Annotated in this window: 11 protein-coding genes; 7 read left to right on the top strand and 4 right to left on the bottom strand. The window is 68.9% G+C overall.

The window, feature by feature from the left end:
- Positions 1–34 precede the first annotated feature (34 nt).
- Positions 35–3,223, top strand: a complete 3,189-nt coding sequence (locus AZH51_RS01200) for a UrvD/REP family ATP-dependent DNA helicase (RefSeq protein ID WP_291520391.1) — start codon at positions 35–37, stop codon at positions 3,221–3,223.
- On the top strand, positions 3,220–6,594 hold the full coding sequence (locus AZH51_RS01195; RefSeq protein ID WP_291520390.1) for an ATP-dependent DNA helicase: 3,375 nt from the start codon (positions 3,220–3,222) through the stop codon (positions 6,592–6,594). The genes AZH51_RS01200 and AZH51_RS01195 overlap by 4 nt, the downstream gene beginning before the upstream one ends.
- Here the strand turns inward: AZH51_RS01195 and AZH51_RS01190 are convergent.
- Positions 6,589–7,353, bottom strand: coding sequence for a metallophosphoesterase family protein (locus AZH51_RS01190; RefSeq protein ID WP_291520389.1), 765 nt, complete (start codon positions 7,351–7,353; stop codon positions 6,589–6,591). The genes AZH51_RS01195 and AZH51_RS01190 overlap by 6 nt on opposite strands.
- A gap of 133 nt (positions 7,354–7,486) precedes the next feature.
- Here AZH51_RS01190 and AZH51_RS01185 point away from each other — a divergent pair, with 133 nt between their 5' ends.
- Positions 7,487–9,193, top strand: coding sequence for an HNH endonuclease signature motif containing protein (locus tag AZH51_RS01185; RefSeq protein WP_291520388.1), 1,707 nt, complete (start codon positions 7,487–7,489; stop codon positions 9,191–9,193).
- Positions 9,194–9,241: 48 nt separating this feature from the next.
- On the opposite strand, the gene AZH51_RS01180 is transcribed toward AZH51_RS01185, so the two are convergent.
- Positions 9,242–10,471, bottom strand: a complete 1,230-nt coding sequence (locus tag AZH51_RS01180; RefSeq protein ID WP_291520387.1) for a phosphotransferase — start codon at positions 10,469–10,471, stop codon at positions 9,242–9,244.
- A 50-nt stretch (positions 10,472–10,521) separates the two neighbouring features.
- Here AZH51_RS01180 and nudC point away from each other — a divergent pair, with 50 nt between their 5' ends.
- The 4 genes from nudC to AZH51_RS01160 all read left to right on the top strand — a co-directional run bounded on the left by nudC (position 10,522) and on the right by AZH51_RS01160 (position 14,401).
- A complete protein-coding gene (nudC, locus tag AZH51_RS01175; RefSeq protein ID WP_291521301.1) occupies positions 10,522–11,433 on the top strand; it encodes an NAD(+) diphosphatase in 912 nt (303 codons plus the stop codon).
- A complete protein-coding gene (locus AZH51_RS01170) occupies positions 11,427–13,541 on the top strand; it encodes an ATP-dependent DNA helicase UvrD2 (RefSeq protein WP_291520386.1) in 2,115 nt (704 codons plus the stop codon). Before nudC ends, AZH51_RS01170 begins: the two co-directional genes overlap by 7 nt.
- A 142-nt stretch (positions 13,542–13,683) precedes the next feature.
- The gene (locus AZH51_RS01165; RefSeq protein ID WP_291520385.1) at positions 13,684–13,911 is read left to right on the top strand and encodes a hypothetical protein; all 228 of its coding nucleotides are present in this window, start codon (positions 13,684–13,686) and stop codon (positions 13,909–13,911) included.
- A 202-nt stretch (positions 13,912–14,113) separates the two neighbouring features.
- The gene (locus AZH51_RS01160; RefSeq protein WP_367188023.1) at positions 14,114–14,401 is read left to right on the top strand and encodes a WhiB family transcriptional regulator; all 288 of its coding nucleotides are present in this window, start codon (positions 14,114–14,116) and stop codon (positions 14,399–14,401) included.
- 326 nt (positions 14,402–14,727) lie between these two features.
- Here the strand turns inward: AZH51_RS01160 and AZH51_RS01155 are convergent, their stop codons facing one another.
- On the bottom strand, positions 14,728–16,047 hold the full coding sequence (locus AZH51_RS01155; RefSeq protein WP_291520384.1) for an AarF/ABC1/UbiB kinase family protein: 1,320 nt from the start codon (positions 16,045–16,047) through the stop codon (positions 14,728–14,730).
- Positions 16,048–16,057: 10 nt separating this feature from the next.
- A complete protein-coding gene (locus AZH51_RS01150) occupies positions 16,058–16,906 on the bottom strand; it encodes a hypothetical protein (protein ID WP_291520383.1) in 849 nt (282 codons plus the stop codon).
- Between the last annotated feature and the right edge of the window lie 38 nt (positions 16,907–16,944).

The raw sequence follows: 16,944 nt of genomic DNA, 5'->3' as shown, positions 1-16,944 counted from the left end.
GACGGGTGTCGGTGGGGGATGTTGTGATGATCTCGTGAGGACGCAGGAGGGGGCGATGCAGGTGGGGGCGATGCAGATGGGGGCACAGTCGCAGGTGCAGTTGGTGGCGCCGGCGATCTCGGCGTCGATGCAACCGCAGTTGGACTCTGCCCAAGAGGCGGCTGCGCGGTTCGCTGCGTCGCGGGATACTGGCGCCCGCGCCATGCTGCTGCTCGGTGCGCCCGGCACCGGCAAATCGACGGCCGCTGTCGAGGCCGTGGTGCGCGCGGTGCGATCGGGGGTGCCTGCTGATCACTGCGTACTCCTGGCGCCGACCCGCACGATGGCGGCCAGTCTGCGCGACCAGGTGACCACGCGGCTGCACGGCACGAGCACCGAGCCACTGGCCCGCACCATGCAGGCGTTCGCGTGGGGCATCCTGCGGGCCGAGGCAGCGCTGCGCGGTGACCCACCGCCGCGGCTGCTGAGCGGCCCGGAGCAGGACGTGGTGTTGCGCGATCTGCTGGCCGGTCACGCCGCGGGGGACCCGGTCGGACCGGTCTGGCCGGATTCGGTGCGTGAGGCGCTGGGGACCCGTGGTTTCCGTAACGAGTTGCGTGATCTGCTGATGCGTGCAGTCGAATCCTCTTTGACGGCAAGTGATTTGGCACAGCTGGGCCATGATCATGACCGTCCGGAGTGGGTTGCCGCGGCGCAGGTGCTGGACGAGTACGACCAGGTCACCGCGTTGTCCGCGCCGGGCGGGTACGACCCGTCGTGGATCCTGGGGGCCGCGACGGACCTGCTGATCGAGGACGAGGCGGCCCGCAGTCGGTTGCACGACCGGCTCGCGCTGATCGTCATCGACGATGCACAAGAGTTGTCCCCGGCCGGTGCCCGGTTGCTCGCGGCTGCGGCGGGACCTGGTTCGCGGACCGTGCTGTTGGCCGACCCTGATGCGACGGTGCAGGGCTTCCGGGGCGCGGACCCTGCGGTGGTATTCGCTCTCGCTGACCGCTGGGGGGTGGGGGAGGCGGTCACGCTCGGGACGTCGTACCGGCAAGGGCCCGCCCTGCGCGAGGTGAGCGCCCGGGTGAGTTCACGGATCGGGTCAGTGGGCAACGTTCGTCATCGAGACGTCGCGGGTTCGGATGCGGCCGCAACGGGGTCGGCTGCGGTAGAGGTCTACCGATCGGTTGCTGCGGAGTCGGGTGGCATCGCAGCCACGCTGCGGCAGGCTCACCTGCTGTCCGGGCTGCCCTGGGGCGACATGGCCGTCATCGTGCGCGGTCAGGCTCGCGCGACGGCGCTGCGGCGGTCGTTGAGCGTGGCGGGGGTGCCGGTGGCCACGGCCGCGGCCACGCTGCCCTTGCGGGACGAACCCGCCGTCCGGCCGTTCCTGCAGGCACTTGAGCTCCTCACCGGCGATGCTCCGCCGAGCGATGAGTTGCCCGGTCTGGCCGTGGATCTGCTCAGTTCGGCCATCGGCAGTGCCGATGCTCTGGTGTTGCGACGGCTGCGCCGCGCTTTGCGACAGGCGGAGTTGGCCGACGGCGGCGCGCGGACCAGCGACGAGTTGCTGGTGGCGGTGACGCTCTCGCAGCAGGAACTGGCCACCGACCTTCGCACCGTCGGCGCTCCGGTTCGCCGGGTACGGGCGGTGCTGGACGCCGGCCGGGTTGCGCTCGCGGCGCAGGGTGCTTCGGCAGAAGACGTCCTGTGGGCGATGTGGGCGGCCAGTGGGTTGGCGCAGGAGTGGGAGCGTGACGCGTTCACCGGCGGGCCCGCGGGGACTCGTGCGGATCGGGACCTCGACGCGATGGTCGCGCTGTTCTCGGCGGCGGCGCTGTTCCAGGACCGCTTGCCCGCGGCGCCGGCGGGTGCGTTCGCCGAGCACCTACGGGGGCAGGACGTGCCCGGTGACCGGTTGGTGAAGGCCGCTCCGGATAGCGATCAGGTCGCGCTGCTCACTCCGCAGGCCGCGGCGGGGCGCAGTTGGTCGCTGGTCGTCGTGGCCGGGGTGCAGGAGAGTGTGTGGCCCGATCTGCGGCTGCGGGGGTCGTTGCTCGGCTCCTCGGATCTGGTCGACGTGGTGACCGGTCGGGGTCGCTCTGCGCAGGCGGCGGCTGCGGCGGTGCGGTACGACGAGACCCGGCAGTTCCTGGTCGCGGTCAGCCGTGCAGCCCAGCGATTGATCGTGACGGCAGTGGACAACGACGAGGAACAACCGTCCGCCTTCCTGGACCTCATCGATGAGTTCCCGCTGTTGGAGGACCGGCCCTACGCTCCGGTGCCGCGGCCGATGTCCCTCTCGGGGGTGATTTCCGGCCTGCGTCGGAGCGTCGCATCCGGCGACGGGGCCGACGCTGATCCGGCACGCGCACTTGCGTGGCTCGCGCATGTCGGGGTGCGAGGGGCAGATCCGCGTGAGTGGTGGCCGCTACGCGGTCGCTCGGTCGATCTGCCCCGACGACCGCTGCCACTGGCGGTGCGCGTGTCGCCGTCGAGCTTGCAGGGTTTCTCCAACTGCGCGCTGCGATGGTTCCTGGTCAACAGCGGTGGTGAGCACGACTCCGCGACGGCCGCGAGCCTCGGCACCCTCATCCACGACATTGTGGAGACCCGCGGTGACGACGGGCTCAGCGCGATGTTGCGTGCGCTGGACGAACGGTGGTCCAGTCTCGGGTTGCCGCACGGCTGGAACCAACGCGTCCAGCGACAGCTGGCGGAGCTGATGCTGACCCGGGCGGATCAGTACCTCAGGGAGCAAGTCCCTGCGGGCACAACGGTTCTCGGTGCTGAGGTTCCGTTCGAGGTGGCGATCGGGCGCGCGGATCTGCGCGGCCGGGTTGATCGACTCGAGCTCACAGAGAAGGGCGTCCGGGTCATCGACTTCAAGACGGGTGGCACGGCCGTCCCGAAGGCGGAGATGGCCGAGCACCTGCAGCTTGGTGCCTACCAGGCGGCGGTGACCGGGGGCGGATTCGAGGGCGTGTCGGAGCAGTCGTCGGCTGGTGCTGCCCTGGTGCAACTCGGCAAGGGGGCCGGCACCAAACCCGAGGCCAAGGTGCAGGAGCAGCCGCCCCTGGCGGAGCAGGAGGATCCGCAGTGGGCACAGACCCGGATCGTCGAACTGGCCGAACAGATGGCCGACCGTGAGTTCGTCGCGACCGCCAACTCGATGTGCGAGATCTGCGACGTTCAGTCCAGTTGTCCGCTGCGTGACCGAGGACGGATGTTGTGAGTGTGCACGCTGCGGTGGATGCCCCGGTCCGGGCGCGCCGGATCGCCGAGGCACTCGCGTCGCCGCCACCCACCCCGGAGCAGGAACGCATCATCGAGGCGGACCCGCTGGCTCCGCTCGTCGTCGTCGCGGGGGCCGGCTCCGGCAAGACCGAGACGATGGCCATGCGGGTGCTGTGGCTGGTCGCCAACCGGCACGTGACCCCGGATGAAGTGCTCGGGCTGACCTTCACCCGCAAGGCTGCTGCCGAGCTGGGTCACCGTCTGCAGTTGCGCCTGCGGCGACTCGACGTGGCCGGGTTGCTCCCGCGGGCCACGCAGGACGACGTCGCGGCAGCGCTCGCGGCGCCGACCGTCCAGACCTATCACTCGTACGCCGCGCGGCTGGTGGGGGAGCAGGGCCTTCGCCTGGGGATCGAACCCGATACCGAACTGCTGTCTGAGGCAGCCGCCTGGCAACTGGCCAGTCAGGTGGTGCAGTCCTACGACGGCCCGATGGATGCGGTGGAACTCGCCCCGTCGACGGTGACCAAGGCGGTCATCGCGCTGTCCGGGGAGTTGGCGGAGCACCTGTTACCGATCGCGGAGATGGACACCTATCTGGGCGACTTCGAGAGCCACTTGCGCACCTTGGCCAAGAGCGGCCGGATGACCAAGATCCCGGGCGGGTTGGATGGGCACTCGGCCAAGTTGCGGCAGCTGCTGCCGGTGGTGACGGCCTACCAGCGTGCCAAACACGAACGGGTAGCCATGGACTACGGCGACCAGGTGGCGATCGCCGCGCAGGTGGCGATGCGTTTCCCGCAGCTGGGTCGGGCCGAGCGGTCGCGGTATCGCGCCGTTCTGCTCGATGAGTTCCAGGACACCAGCGAGGCCCAGATGCGACTCCTAGAGTCACTGTGGGTCACGGCTGACGAACCGGTCGTCGTCACGGCGGTAGGTGATCCGCACCAGTCCATCTACGGCTGGCGTGGAGCCAGCGCGCGCACGCTGGATGACTTCCCGCGTCGCTTCGCCGGCCCTGGTCCGCAGGCTCCCGTTCCGGCTGATCAGGCGCAGTTGAGCATCAGTTGGCGCAATGATCGCAGCATCCTGGCCGTCGCCAACCGGATTGCCAAACCCCTTGCCGCGCAGGGAGATCTGGACGTTGCCCAGTTGTCCGCCGGCCCTGCCGCCGATGACGGCGAAGTGCTTATCGGCCGCTACTCGACGCTCGATGCGGAGGCCGCGCAGATTGCTGAGTGGTTGAAGCAACGCCGGTTGAACCTGCCGGACCCGTCGACTTTCTCCGCTGCCGTGCTGTGCCGCAAACGGTCCCTCTTCGTGCCGGTCGCGGCCGCTCTTGAGGTGGCCGGCGTGCCCTACGAGCTGGTCGGTGTCGGTGGTCTGCTCACGATGGCCGAAGTGGGCGACGTGGTCAGCCTGTTGTGGACCGTGCACGATCCGTCCCGTGGTGACCGTTTGATGCGGCTGCTGTCCGGCTCCGCGCTTCGTCTGGGCGCCGCCGATCTGGACGCGCTCGGTGTCTGGTCGCGTCACTTGGTTCCCCGCGGATCTGGCAGCGGCGACCTCGCGCCGGACACCGCGGAGCGGGCCAGCATTGTGGAGACCTTGGAACACCTGCCCGCGCCGGACTGGGTGGGTCCTTCGGGGGAGAGCCTCAGCGCCGAGGGCCTGGCCAGACTGGATCGCCTGGCCCACGTCGTGCGGCGGCTGCGCCGACTGAACAACCTGCCACTGGGGGACCTGGCGGTGGAAGCAATCCACAGTCTCGGGCTCGATGTCGAGGTGGCCGCCCGACCCGAATACGACACGGGCAGTGGCGCAGCCGCGCTTGACGCCTTCCTCGACGTGGCCGCGCGGTACGCCGGGTCAGCCGGCCGGGCGACGCTCGGCAGCTTCCTGGAATGGCTGGAGGCGGCTGAGACGGAGGAGGACGGCCTGGACGCTCCCGTGGTGCAGGCGGCCCCGGGGGTCGTGCAGGTGCTCACCATCCACGCAGCCAAGGGTCTGGAGTGGGACGACGTCGCCGTTGCCGGCCTGGGCGAGGGTGTCTTCCCCGCCCACTCCGGATGGGCCACCTGGAACCCGGAGTGGGCCGGCTGGGCGCTGGGCAAGGACGCCGTGCCCCATGACCCAGGCACGTGGGTGACCGCCGATTCCGGGTGGACCAGTGGCGTGCGGATCCCGTTTGATCTGCGCGGGGACGTGACGGGATTGCCCGCGCTGAACTGGGCGCAGGTTGACACTTACAAAGACCTCAAGGAGCAACTGGAGGAGTTCCGGGCGGCGTACGGCGCTCACGAACTGGCCGCCGAGCGGCGCCTGGCGTACGTGGCCGTGACCCGTGCCAAGCACGCCCTCTTCCTCACCAGCTCCGTGTGGGGGACAGCCAAGCGACCCCGTCTGCCGTCCCGGTTCCTGCTGGAGGCCCGCGACCTGATCGAACAGGGCGACGTCCCGGGTGGCCGGATCGTGCACTGGGAGCCGCTCCCGCCGGAGGAGGCGGAGAATCCGTTGTTGGAGCAGCCGCGGCAGGCGAGTTGGCCGCCGCCACAAGTGGATTCGCCGTCCATCGAGTCGTTGCGAGCCGCTGCCGGGCAGGTTGAACAACTGAGAGAGCAGCTCGAGCACGATCAGCTGAGCTGGCGGGCCTGGTCCAGCACCCTCTCGCCCCAGTTACGCGACGACCTGACCGCCCTTCTGGCCGAACGTGACCGCGCGGGGTCGAACGGATCGACCTCCGTCGAGTTGCCCAGCCACCTGTCCGCATCCCAGATCGTCGCGCTGGCTCGCGACCCGCAGGAGTTCGCGCGTGCGCTGCGACGACCGATGCCGGTGCGCCCGCAGCCAGCGGCCCGGCAGGGCACCGCGTTCCACGCGTGGATCGAAAAGCATTACCAGTCGGCGGCTCTCGTCGATGTCGATCAGTTGCCCGGGGTCGATGACGACGACGCTGATCACTTCGCGGACCTTGCGCAGTTGAAGGAGACCTTCCTGGCCTCGGAGTGGGCGGATCGGCAGCCGCTGGAGATCGAGGTGCCGGTGGAGACGTGGATCGGCACGGCCAGCATCCGGGGGCGGATCGACGCGGTGTTTCCTGCTGTGGCTGGCTCTTCGGTGCCCGACGGCGGTCCGACGGGGGTGGTGATCGTGGACTGGAAGACCGGGAGCCAGCCCCACGGACAGGAGGCGGCTACCCGGGCACTCCAGCTCGCGGCGTACCGGCTGGCGTATGCGCGGCTACGCGGCGTGGCTCCCAGCCAGGTGGCGGCAGCGTTCTACTACGCGGCAACGGGGACGACCGTCTATCCGGACCTGCCGCCGGACGACGCGATCGAGCAGCTTCTGGCGGAGGCCGTCAGTTCATGACGAGCTGCGTCCGTCCCGGGGGCCGAAGGTGTCCAGCGCTTCGGCGTCTGAGGCGGGGTGCCGTAGGTTCTCCTCGGCCCACTGTGCGACACCGGGCAGTGACGATCTGGCGGTGACCTCGGCAACGAGTTCGTCGGGATCGATCAGGGTCCGCCGCAGCGTGACGGCCCCGTTGGCGAGCAGCGCCCAGTGTGCACCCGGTCGGCCATAGGGCAGGCCCACGCTGCCGGGGTTCACGACCAGCCGGCCGTGTGCGATCCGCACGAAGGGCATGTGGGTGTGGCCACACACCACGGCGCCGACCTCTTCAGGTACGTCGTGCAGCACCTCGGCCCACCGCTCCAGGCGGCTGTCGACGAGGACAACCTCCTCGTCGTCGCGGGGTGTGGCGTGACAGAACAGGACGGGACCGAAGCCGTCGATGCTGATCGTGACCTGTTCGGGCATTTCGTCCAGCAGTTTCTGATGATGGGGTTCGAGTTGTGTTGCGCCCCAGACGGATAGAGGGTCGTCACCCAGTCCGATGTCGAGGCCGCGAGACATCTGCAGCAGTTCACGATCAGCGTTGCCGCGGACGAGGACCACCCGTTCGCCCAGGTCGACGAGTCGGTCGAGCGTCTCCGCCGGTTGCGGACCCCAGGTGTGGTCGCCGGTAACAACGATCAGGTCTGCGGCGATCACGTCGGGCTCGGCGAGGACACGGTCGAGAGCAGGCAGTACGCCATGGATGTCGGACAGCACAGCAACGGTGGAGGCCATACGTTCACCATTGCGCGGATCGATCGTCGTTGCGGCTATACCGCCGTGAATTTCGCTGTGAGCGCAGCGGATTGGGCGCAATTCGGGCTGTGCATAACGGTTTCGAGGTGTCGAACACCAGTACAATATAGGTATGTCCGCGACCCACTCCGTGATCCGCCAGAAGGCGCTGTCGGACGCCTCGGTGACCGAGTTGTTGGCGGCTGCTGAGCGGTTGCTGCAAGCTGCCTACGACCGGGTCGGCTCGGGTGCTAGTGCTCTGTCGGAAGAGGCGTTGCTGACCGATGTCGCGTTGGCACAGCGGGTGCAGAACTCCGCGTGGGGTGTGCAAAGTCTTCGGATCGCGCAGGCGGCGGCGATCGAACACCGGGAGGATCCCAACCCGGTCGAAGACGCTCTGCCGCGACTGATCTCGCGGGTGGTGCGGCATGAGCCGGGCACCTTCGTCGATGAATGGTTCCCGCTGGAACTATCCACCCGGTTGGGGTGGTCGGACCGGCAAGCCGGTAACCGGATCAGCGACGCCATCGACACCCTGGCGCAGTGTCCGCGGTTGTTGGACCGGGTTGGTGCCGGTGGGTTGGACCCGTTCAAAGCCACCGTCGTCGCCGACGTCACCCACGGAGCCCCCGAACACGTCACCCAGGCTATTCAGGACCGGGTTCTGGCCGGTGACCCCGAAGCCACCACGGCAGCCAAGTTGCGGGCGAAGGCGCGGCGGTTGCGGGTGCGCCTGGACCCGATCGGAGCCGATGCCGCAGCCACGGCCCGGCGTCGTTCGGCGGTGGGGGTGTTCGTGCGGGAGCATCACGAACCGGGCCTGTCGGAACTGACCGCGGTGTTACCGACGTTGGAGGCGGCGAAACTGATGGCCGCGATCGACCAACTGGCCCGGGACCTGCACTCAGTCACCACCACGGACAAGACCCTGGCCGAGTGCCGGGTCGATGCGTTGACCGACCTTGCCCTGGCCGGGGTCGGTGTCGACACGCAGCTGACGTTCCTGATCCCGATCAACACCCCAGAACCAGCGGTTCCGTCTGTCCAGGACTGGGCGGACCCGTTCAGCGACGGTGACCCCGGCGATGACCTGGTCGATGGCGTGGATTTCATCGAGGCATCCCTGTTAGCCCATGAAGCGCTGATCGAGCAGGACCTGCGCGCCGAAGGGCTGGTCCCGATCAACGGCCGCGACCTGATGGATGAGGAACTGCGGGCGCTGTTCGATCAAGAACTCGCCGAACTCAACGCGATCGCCAGCACCTCCCGGGAACGCGAACGACACGACAGTCCACCGGAGTCGCCCGGCGCTAGTCCACCGGGGTGTGAGCACGTGCCCGAGCCGGACAACACCAGCTGCGGTCACCTCACGAGGTACCGCACCACACCCACCGTCACGGAGACGATCAGCGCCGAATCCCGTGCGATCAGTGACCTGCTGCTACCCCGGGTCGGGGTGATCCCCGCCGACAGCATCGTGGAGATGACCCACCTGCTCGGCGTGAAACTGTCCCGCGCCCTCACCGACGCCACCACCGGCACCGTGGTGGAAACCGGTGACCGGTCCTACCGGCCCGGTGCCCGCTTGGCCCGGTTCGTCCAAGCCCGCGACCAGCACTGCCGCTTTCCCGGCTGCACCCGACCCGCGAAACTGTCCGATATCGACCACGTCATCCGCTACCCCGACGGAGAGACCGCAGCACACAACCTGCAATGCCTGTGTCGACACCACCACCGCGCCAAACACGAAGGCGGCTGGAAAGTGGTCATGTCCCCCACCGGCGTGTGCACCTGGACCAGCCCCACCGGCCGCACCTACATCACCACCCCTGGCGACTGAAGTGGACTGGTCGACTGAAGTGGCGACTGAAGTGGACTGACGAGCTGGTTACTCGTTGCTGGCTCGCGGTCGCTGGGGTACTGGCTGGGTATCACCCTCGTCGTACATCGCGTCGTCGTAAGTCGGACGCGGCTCCTGTTCCGACGCGACTGGGGAGGAGGGGGTCTCGGACGAGGGCTGCTCAGCCGGAGGCTCTCCTGACGGATCTGCGGCTGTCGGCCCCGACAGCGGGATCTCTACGGTTTCGTCCTCGGCGGGGTACTCAGCAGACTCCACAACCTCGATCTGAGCGGGATCAACCGGCTGCGCGACGGCGTAGTCATCTCCCACGACGGTCAGTCGCTGTCCGGCCACCTCGGGCGGCAACAGACTCAGGTCGTCCTGGGTGGCCTCGTCGAGTCGGCGCAGCGCGGCAGTGCGCCGATCGATCAGGGTCTGGTCGCCGCCACTGACTGCTTCCATCAGGGCGGTGATCCGCTGCAATTCGCCCACCAACCGGATCCGGCGTTCCAGGTGCGGATCGGCACAGTCGGGTGCGTTCGCGGCGTACGTCTCCAACACGGTGTCGAAGGTGCCGCGATCAGCCAAGGCCCACAACGGTGCGAAATCCACCGCGGGATCGCTGAGGGCAGCTTCCTCCCAACCGGTGATCGCCGCGACGCCGTCCTCGTCGTAGTACACGTGAGCCGCCTCCAACGGGCCGTGGGTGACCCGCGTGGCGAACTTCCACAGACTGACTTCCTCCAGTGCGCGTTCCCAGCGGGCGAGCAACCCGGTGGGCACCAATCCGGTCTCGGCAGCCCGGTCGAGCGCAGCCAGCCGGCGCGCACGGTAGGTGTCCGCGTCGTACGACGGCAGGCCGGCCTCGTCGATCAGTCGCGGATCCAGGGTGTGAATCTGGGCGATCGCGCGCCCCACGGCCCGGGCGTGCTGGGACTCAGGCTCCAGATCACGCCACAGGGCAGGCGCCCCGGGCAGGCGCGGGATCACCGCCACGAAGCAGCCGTCGTCGGTCGTCAGGGACCCCTCGATGTGCGGTACGGCGAACGGCAGTCGGCGGGCCAGCAACCGCAGCAACTGATCGGACAGTTCCATCGCGGCACCGCTGCCGGCCGACAGGGCTACCCGCACCGTCCATTGCTTCTCGTCGCGTCCGGTGATGTGCACCGTCTGGAACGGATCGCCCGGACTCGCGAGCGCGGCTGCGTATCCGATCGGCCGCAATCCGGGGACGGCGGCATCAGCAAGGGCGGCGAGGTGGCTGGCGGGACGAGGCACGCCCACCACGGTAGGCGCAGGCACCTCTATAACCTGGGAACGTGCCCGGGATGCCGCCGAAATTCGATCTGTTGCTCAACCGGCCCGGTGTCGACCGCCGGGCCAACAACCGACGTGAGGCCGGTCTGTTGTCGCGACTCCTGGCCGACCCGGACACCAGAGTGCTCGACTGGTACGCCGGCCGGGCACCGGTGCATCCCGACGGCACCTTGGCCTTCCGCTCACCGCAGAGCGCCGATCAGCAGGCCCTCGTCATCTACCTCGGCGTGATGCACGAAGGCCCTGCGGTGCTCGCGGTTCACGCCGAACGGGCGGGCGACGACGTCCCGGTAGCCGATCTGCGCACGGTCGGCGAGACCCTGGACGACGAGCAGCGCAGCGTCCTCACGACCGCGGCAGGCATCGCCAACTGGCATGCGACACAAGGTTTCTGCCCCCAGGACGGCAGCCCCACCGTTGCCGTTGAAGCCGGTTGGTCCCGGGAATGCACGGCCGAGGGGCACCACCACTACCCACGCACCGACCCGGCCGTGATCATGGCCGTCATCGACCCCGACGACCGTTTGCTCCTGGCCCAGGGCACCCGATTCGGCACCCGGGAGGGTGAGATTCCGAGGATGTCAGTGCTGGCTGGTTTCGTAGAGCCCGGTGAATCCCTTGCCGCCGCCGTGGCGCGTGAGGTCCAGGAGGAGGTCGGCGTCAGCGTGCGCGATGCGCAGTATTTGGGCGATCAGCCCTGGCCGTTCCCGGCGTCGCTGATGATCGGCTACGTCGCCTACACCGACGCGCCCGCGCTGGACACCGACCCGCACGAGATCGTGGCCGCCCGCTGGTTCAGCCGCGACGAACTCACCGATGACCTGCGGGCCGAGCGGATCGGCGTACCTCCCCGGTTGTCCATCGCCCGGCACCTGATCGAGCACTGGTACGGCGGCCCATTGCCCGTGGCGACCCGATGGTGAGCGCCGCGCTGAGCCCCGACGCTCTGCTGGCGGACCTCGACCCCGAACAGCGCGAGGTGGCCAGCCGGCCGCTGGGCGCGATGTGCGTGCTGGCCGGTGCGGGCACCGGCAAGACCCGCGCGATCACCCACCGCCTGGCGTACGGCGTGGCGGCGGGTGAGTTGCGCGCCGACAAGGTGCTGGCGCTGACCTTCACCGCCCGCGCGGCGGGGGAGATGCGCACCCGCTTGCGGGGTCTGGGACTGCCCACCATGCAGGCCCGCACCTTCCACGCCGCGGCCCTGCGGCAACTGCAGTACTTCTGGCCACGGGTCGTCGGCGGCGCACCCCCGCAGGTCCTCTCCCACAAGGCGCCGGTCGTCGCCGAGGCTGCCTCCCGGGTCCGGTTGCAACTGGACCGGGTCGGCCTGCGGGACGCCGCCGCGGAGATCGAGTGGGGCAAGGTCAACATGCTCACCGCCGACGCCTACCCGGCGTCCGCCGCTCGCGCCCACCGCCAGGTCGCGGATCTGGACGCGACCGCGATGGCCCGCCTCTGGCGCACCTACGAGGAGGTCAAGACCGAGCGGGTGGCGATCGATTTCGAGGACGTGCTGCTGTTGATGAACGGCATCCTGGCCGATCGCGAGGACGTCGCCCGCGAGGTGCATGACCAGTACCGGCACTTCGTGGTCGATGAGTACCAGGACGTCAACACCGTCCAGCAGGAGTTGCTGCACCAGTGGCTCGGCGGCCGCGAGGACCTGTGCGTCGTCGGTGATCCCGCCCAGACGATCTATTCCTTCACCGGTGCCAGTCCGCGTCATCTGCTGGAGTTCACCAAGCGCCATCCGGGCGCCGCCGTCGTGCGCTTGCAGCGCAACTACCGCTCGACCCCGCAGATCGTCACCCTGGCCAACCGGGTGATCGGCCGGGGGCAGGAGCACGTCGAGCTACGGGCCCAGTCCGGTGACGGCCCGATGCCGCGGTTGCTCACCTATGCCGACGACCCCGCCGAAGCCGCTGGTGTGGCACAGGAGATCAAAGCCCTTCTGGGGCAGGGAGTTCCGGCCAGCCAGATCTCCGTCCTCTACCGCATCAACGCCCAGAGCGAGCCCATCGAGCAGGCGCTGACCGACGCCGATATCCCGTTCCTGGTCCGCGGCGGCGAGCGCTTCTTCAACCGCGATGAGGTACGCCGCGCGCTGGTTCTCCTGCGCGGCGCCGTCCGCTCGGACAACCCCGAGCGACCTCTGCCGGAGGTGGTGCGCGACGCGCTTGCCGGTGCCGGCCTGACCACCGTGCGACCCACCGGTGGCGCGGCCCTCGAGCGCTGGCAGTCGCTGGATGCCCTGGCGCAGTTGAGTGGTGACTTCGTCGTCGAGCAACCCGAGGCGCGACTTCGGGAGTTCGTCGCCGAACTCGACCGGCGGGCGGGGGAGCAGCACCCGCCGACGGTGCAAGGGGTGACGTTGGCGTCGCTGCACGCCGCCAAGGGTCTGGAGTGGGACGCCGTCATCGTCATCGGCTGCAGTGACGGGATGCTGCCCCTATCCATGGCCGAAGGTCCGGAGGAGATCGCCGAGGAGCGTCGACTGGCCTATGTGGGCGTGACCCGTGCCCGGCGGCACCTGCTGTTGACCTACGCCCTCGCGCGTAACCCCGGTGGCGCACCGTCCCGCTCCCGGTCCCGGTTCCTGTACGGCACGGCGGGTGCTATCGAAGGCGTCGCCGACCAGCCCGCGGCCCCGACCGCCAAGGACCGGCCGCGCAAAGCCGGTGCCCGCGCCGCGACTCGCTGCCGATCCTGCGGCGCACCGCTCACGGTGGCCGCCCAGCGCAAGATCGGCCGCTGCGCCGCGTGCCCACCCACCTACGACGAAGCACTCTTCGAGCGGTTGCGCACCTGGCGCTCGCTGACCGCGGACGGCAAACCGGCGTACATCGTCTTCACCGATGCCACCCTCATCGCCATCGCCCAGGACATGCCGGCCGATCTGGAGTCCCTGGCCCGGATCAGTGGAGTGGGCGAGCGCAAACTGCGGATGTACGGCGACGCGGTGCTGGCCGTCCTCGACGGGGATGACCCTGCCGAGGTGGCCGAAAAGCATTCTGCTGCAACGGAATAGCGGATTCTGGCTGGGCCGGGAAAAATTCTCCGATAAATAAGTTGCCGCCTTCCGGAAGATCGCACTACTCTCGACAAAGTCATCCGCGACGCGCACTAGGCGCGCGACGGGCCGCAACCGAGAGTCGAAGGAGGGTCGAAACATGGAGATCAACAAGCTGATGACGCGCACGCACCGCGCTGCCGCGACGTCCCGCTATGCCCTGTCGACGACCCCGCAAGCCTTCCTCGTCGGCAGCGGTAGCGGTGTCTCCGCGACCGGAGTGGTGCGCGCGCGTGGCGTGGTGTGCGACCGGATCCCCGTCGATATCGCCCCGTTCTTCACCACCCGTGTCATTCGTTCCGCGCCCGTGGAGCCGATCCTGACCTAAGTCCCAGGATCAGCCACCTCCAGGCCGCGGAACCCAGCCAGGGTCCGCGGCCTCTTTGTATGCCGTGACCACCGAACCGAACCAGGAACACCCGATGTTCACGACAGATCGCCGAGTAACCACCGCCGCACCAGGCAGTGGCAGCACTACCGGGGCCCCGACCGGGGCGCCGGCCGCGCAGGAGATGAAGGAGGTGGCCCCGATGATGTTGATCGACCTCATCGACCAGATTGCCCCCGCCGGTGACGACGAGCCCTCGTTGCCGTGTCAGCAGCAGAACCCCGAACTGTGGTTCGCCGAGAGCCCGGCCGATGTCGAGCGCGCCAAGGCCATGTGCCTGCAGTGCCCGCTGCAGCAGGCCTGCCTCGCCGGAGCCATCGAGCGCTCCGAGCCGTGGGGCGTGTGGGGTGGCGAGCTGTTCGTCTCCGGTGCCATCGTCGCGCGCAAGCGGCCCCGGGGTCGTCCGCGCAAGCACCCCGTCGCGGCGTGAACCGCACGTCGACGGAGTCGGGGTGCCGGCGTTGGCAAACGCGACGGACATCTTTGTCGGATACCGGCAATGATGCGTCCGCAAACGCCCCTAGCGTCGGTTATGGCCGATCGAAGGGCGGCCAGAATCCATGATTTTCAAGGAGTTTCAAGATGTTCCAGCACTCGCAAGTCGAGATAGTCCGAGTACGACAATCGCGCAGTGGCCGCGGGGAAGTACCCCGTCGACCACCACGCGTCAGCCGTCGTCGTCGACAAGTCACGCGGCCGTAGATCACACGAGGTGCGAATCCACTATCGGATTCGCACCTCGTGTTCTGTCTGGGCTCAGACCGGCGGCAGATCGGCCCCGGGCAGATAGTCGTTGATGATCTCGCGCACCGGAGCGACCCCGTTGATCTGGCACAGCACGGCGATGCCGCCCAGCCACGCGCGGTGGATCAGTAGGTACGCCGGTGGCAGGTTCAGCTTGATCCCGACCGAGAAGTTGGGGGTGCGAGGGTCGTTGATCCGGTTGAACACCGACCGCAACCAGTCCCGGTTGAACTGGAACGCGTTGTCCTGCAACGGTTCCACGAAGACTGACAGGTAGTCCAGCACCGCCTCGGGAGCAACGTCGATGCTTTCCCGCACGAAGCCCTCCTCACGCAGACCCGTCAGCAGTTCCTCGGCGTCCCCGTTCACCGCAGCCGTCAGTAGCCGGCCCATCGCCGGTGGCATCCCGTCCGGCAACCGGTTGACCGCACCGAAGTCCAGGACCCCGAGCCGGCCGTCCGGCAGCAACCGGAAGTTGCCCGGGTGCGGATCGGCGTGCAGCAGTCCCGCCCGACCTGGCGCGGCGACCAGGAACTCCAGGTAGAGCGACGCAGCCAGATCCCGCTGCTCATCGGTGCCCTCGGCAATGATGCGCGACAGCGGAATGCCCTCGATCCACTCGCCGACGATGACCCCTGGGGTGTCGGCGAGGACTTTGGGGACGGCGTACCACTCGTCATCGGCGTACGCCGCGGCGAACTGCCGCTGCATCGTCGCCTCCAGCGTGTAGTCCAGTTCCTCGCGCATCCGCTCGCGGATCTCCTCCAGCAGCGGTCGCAGCTCCAGACCCGGCACCCACGACGTGGTCAGCCGCATCACCCGCGACAGCTGGGCGATATCGCTGAGCAGGGCCTCACCGGCACCGGGGTACTGGATCTTGACCGCCACCGCCCGGCCGTCCTTCCACACGGCACGGTGCACCTGACCGATGGACGCGGCCGCGACCGGTGTGTCATCGAAGTCCCGCAGATAGCTACGCCAGCGCGGACCCAGTTGCTCCGCCAACTGCTTGTGGACCACCTTCACCGGCATCGCCGGGGCCGCATCCTGCAGTTTGGTCAGCGCCGTGCGGTACGGACCAACGAGTTCTTCCGGCAGCGCGGCCTCGAAAATGGACATCGACTGCCCGACCTTCATCGCGCCGCCCTTGAGGGTGCCGAGAACCTTGAAGATCTGCGCCGCGGTCTGCTCCTGGATCTGTGCGGCCACAGCCTCGGCGGACGCGCCACCCACCCGCTTGCCGAGCCCGATGGTCTGCCGCGCGCCGTACCCGATAGGCAAAGTGGCCAGACGCGCGGTCCGGGCTACCGAGTTACGCGGGACACGAGGCATGCGCCCATTGTCACCCAGCCTCACGCAGTTGCGACGCGGTGGGCCGCACCAGGGGTGGTGCCGTGCAATCGCACGCCGGATGCTGCGGCCAGTGGTGGTAGAGCAGCCACGGCCCGGCACGGGACACCGAAACGCTGAGACCCGCGGGAAGTCCGGTGGCCAGCGCTGCGCGGATGGTCGAGGCCAGGACGCCGCTGCCGATCGCGAGGACTTCTGGGGACAGGACGTCCGGCAGGTTGGCCGGATCGTCCGCACTGGCCGCCGCGATGATCTGCGGCCAGGCCGGGTCCCGGTCGGTGCGTCGTAGGTCGACGCACCGCAAGCACACCTCGCCGGTGCCCGCCAGGGGTCCGATGTGTAGCCGGTGCGGTCCGATGACGACCGGCAGGTGAGGTACGCCGAGGCGCTGCCAGGGCCGGTACCGGTGCGGTGCGATCGCCCGGGATCCGAAGAGAACAACCAGGTCCGGCACAGTGTGTGCGCTGCTGGCCAGGGCCGCGATCTGCCAGGGGTCCTGCAGCGTGGCGACCCGGTCCGGCAACAGCTCACCGACTGCCTCCGGTAGGCGGCCACCACCGTCCAGCGCTACCACCCATTCGTCGGTCGCCTCGTCTGCGGCCACCGTTCTCGTGGCGGCATCGAGTGCGTGCACCACCTGGGGCCACCGCTCGCCGACGGGGCGGCTGGTGTGGGCACGGGCCCACTGCGCCGGGGTGAGCGCACCGAGCCCGGTGACGGCGTGGGCCTCGTCGCGGGTGAGGCCGGTGATGTCGACGACGTGGGCGCCGGAGGCTCCGAAACGCACGCCGTCCTCACTGATCAGGTCGGCTTGCAGCGGGAAGGGCGGGCTGTAGGTCATGGCGGGACCCTGACAGGTGGGCTGGCGGACGTACGTCC

The organism is Branchiibius sp. NY16-3462-2 (assembly GCF_001594145.1).
Lineage (GTDB): Bacteria > Actinomycetota > Actinomycetes > Actinomycetales > Dermatophilaceae > Branchiibius.
The sequence above is the reverse complement of the archived record's forward strand: the minus strand, read 5'-3'. Positions and strand labels throughout refer to the sequence as shown.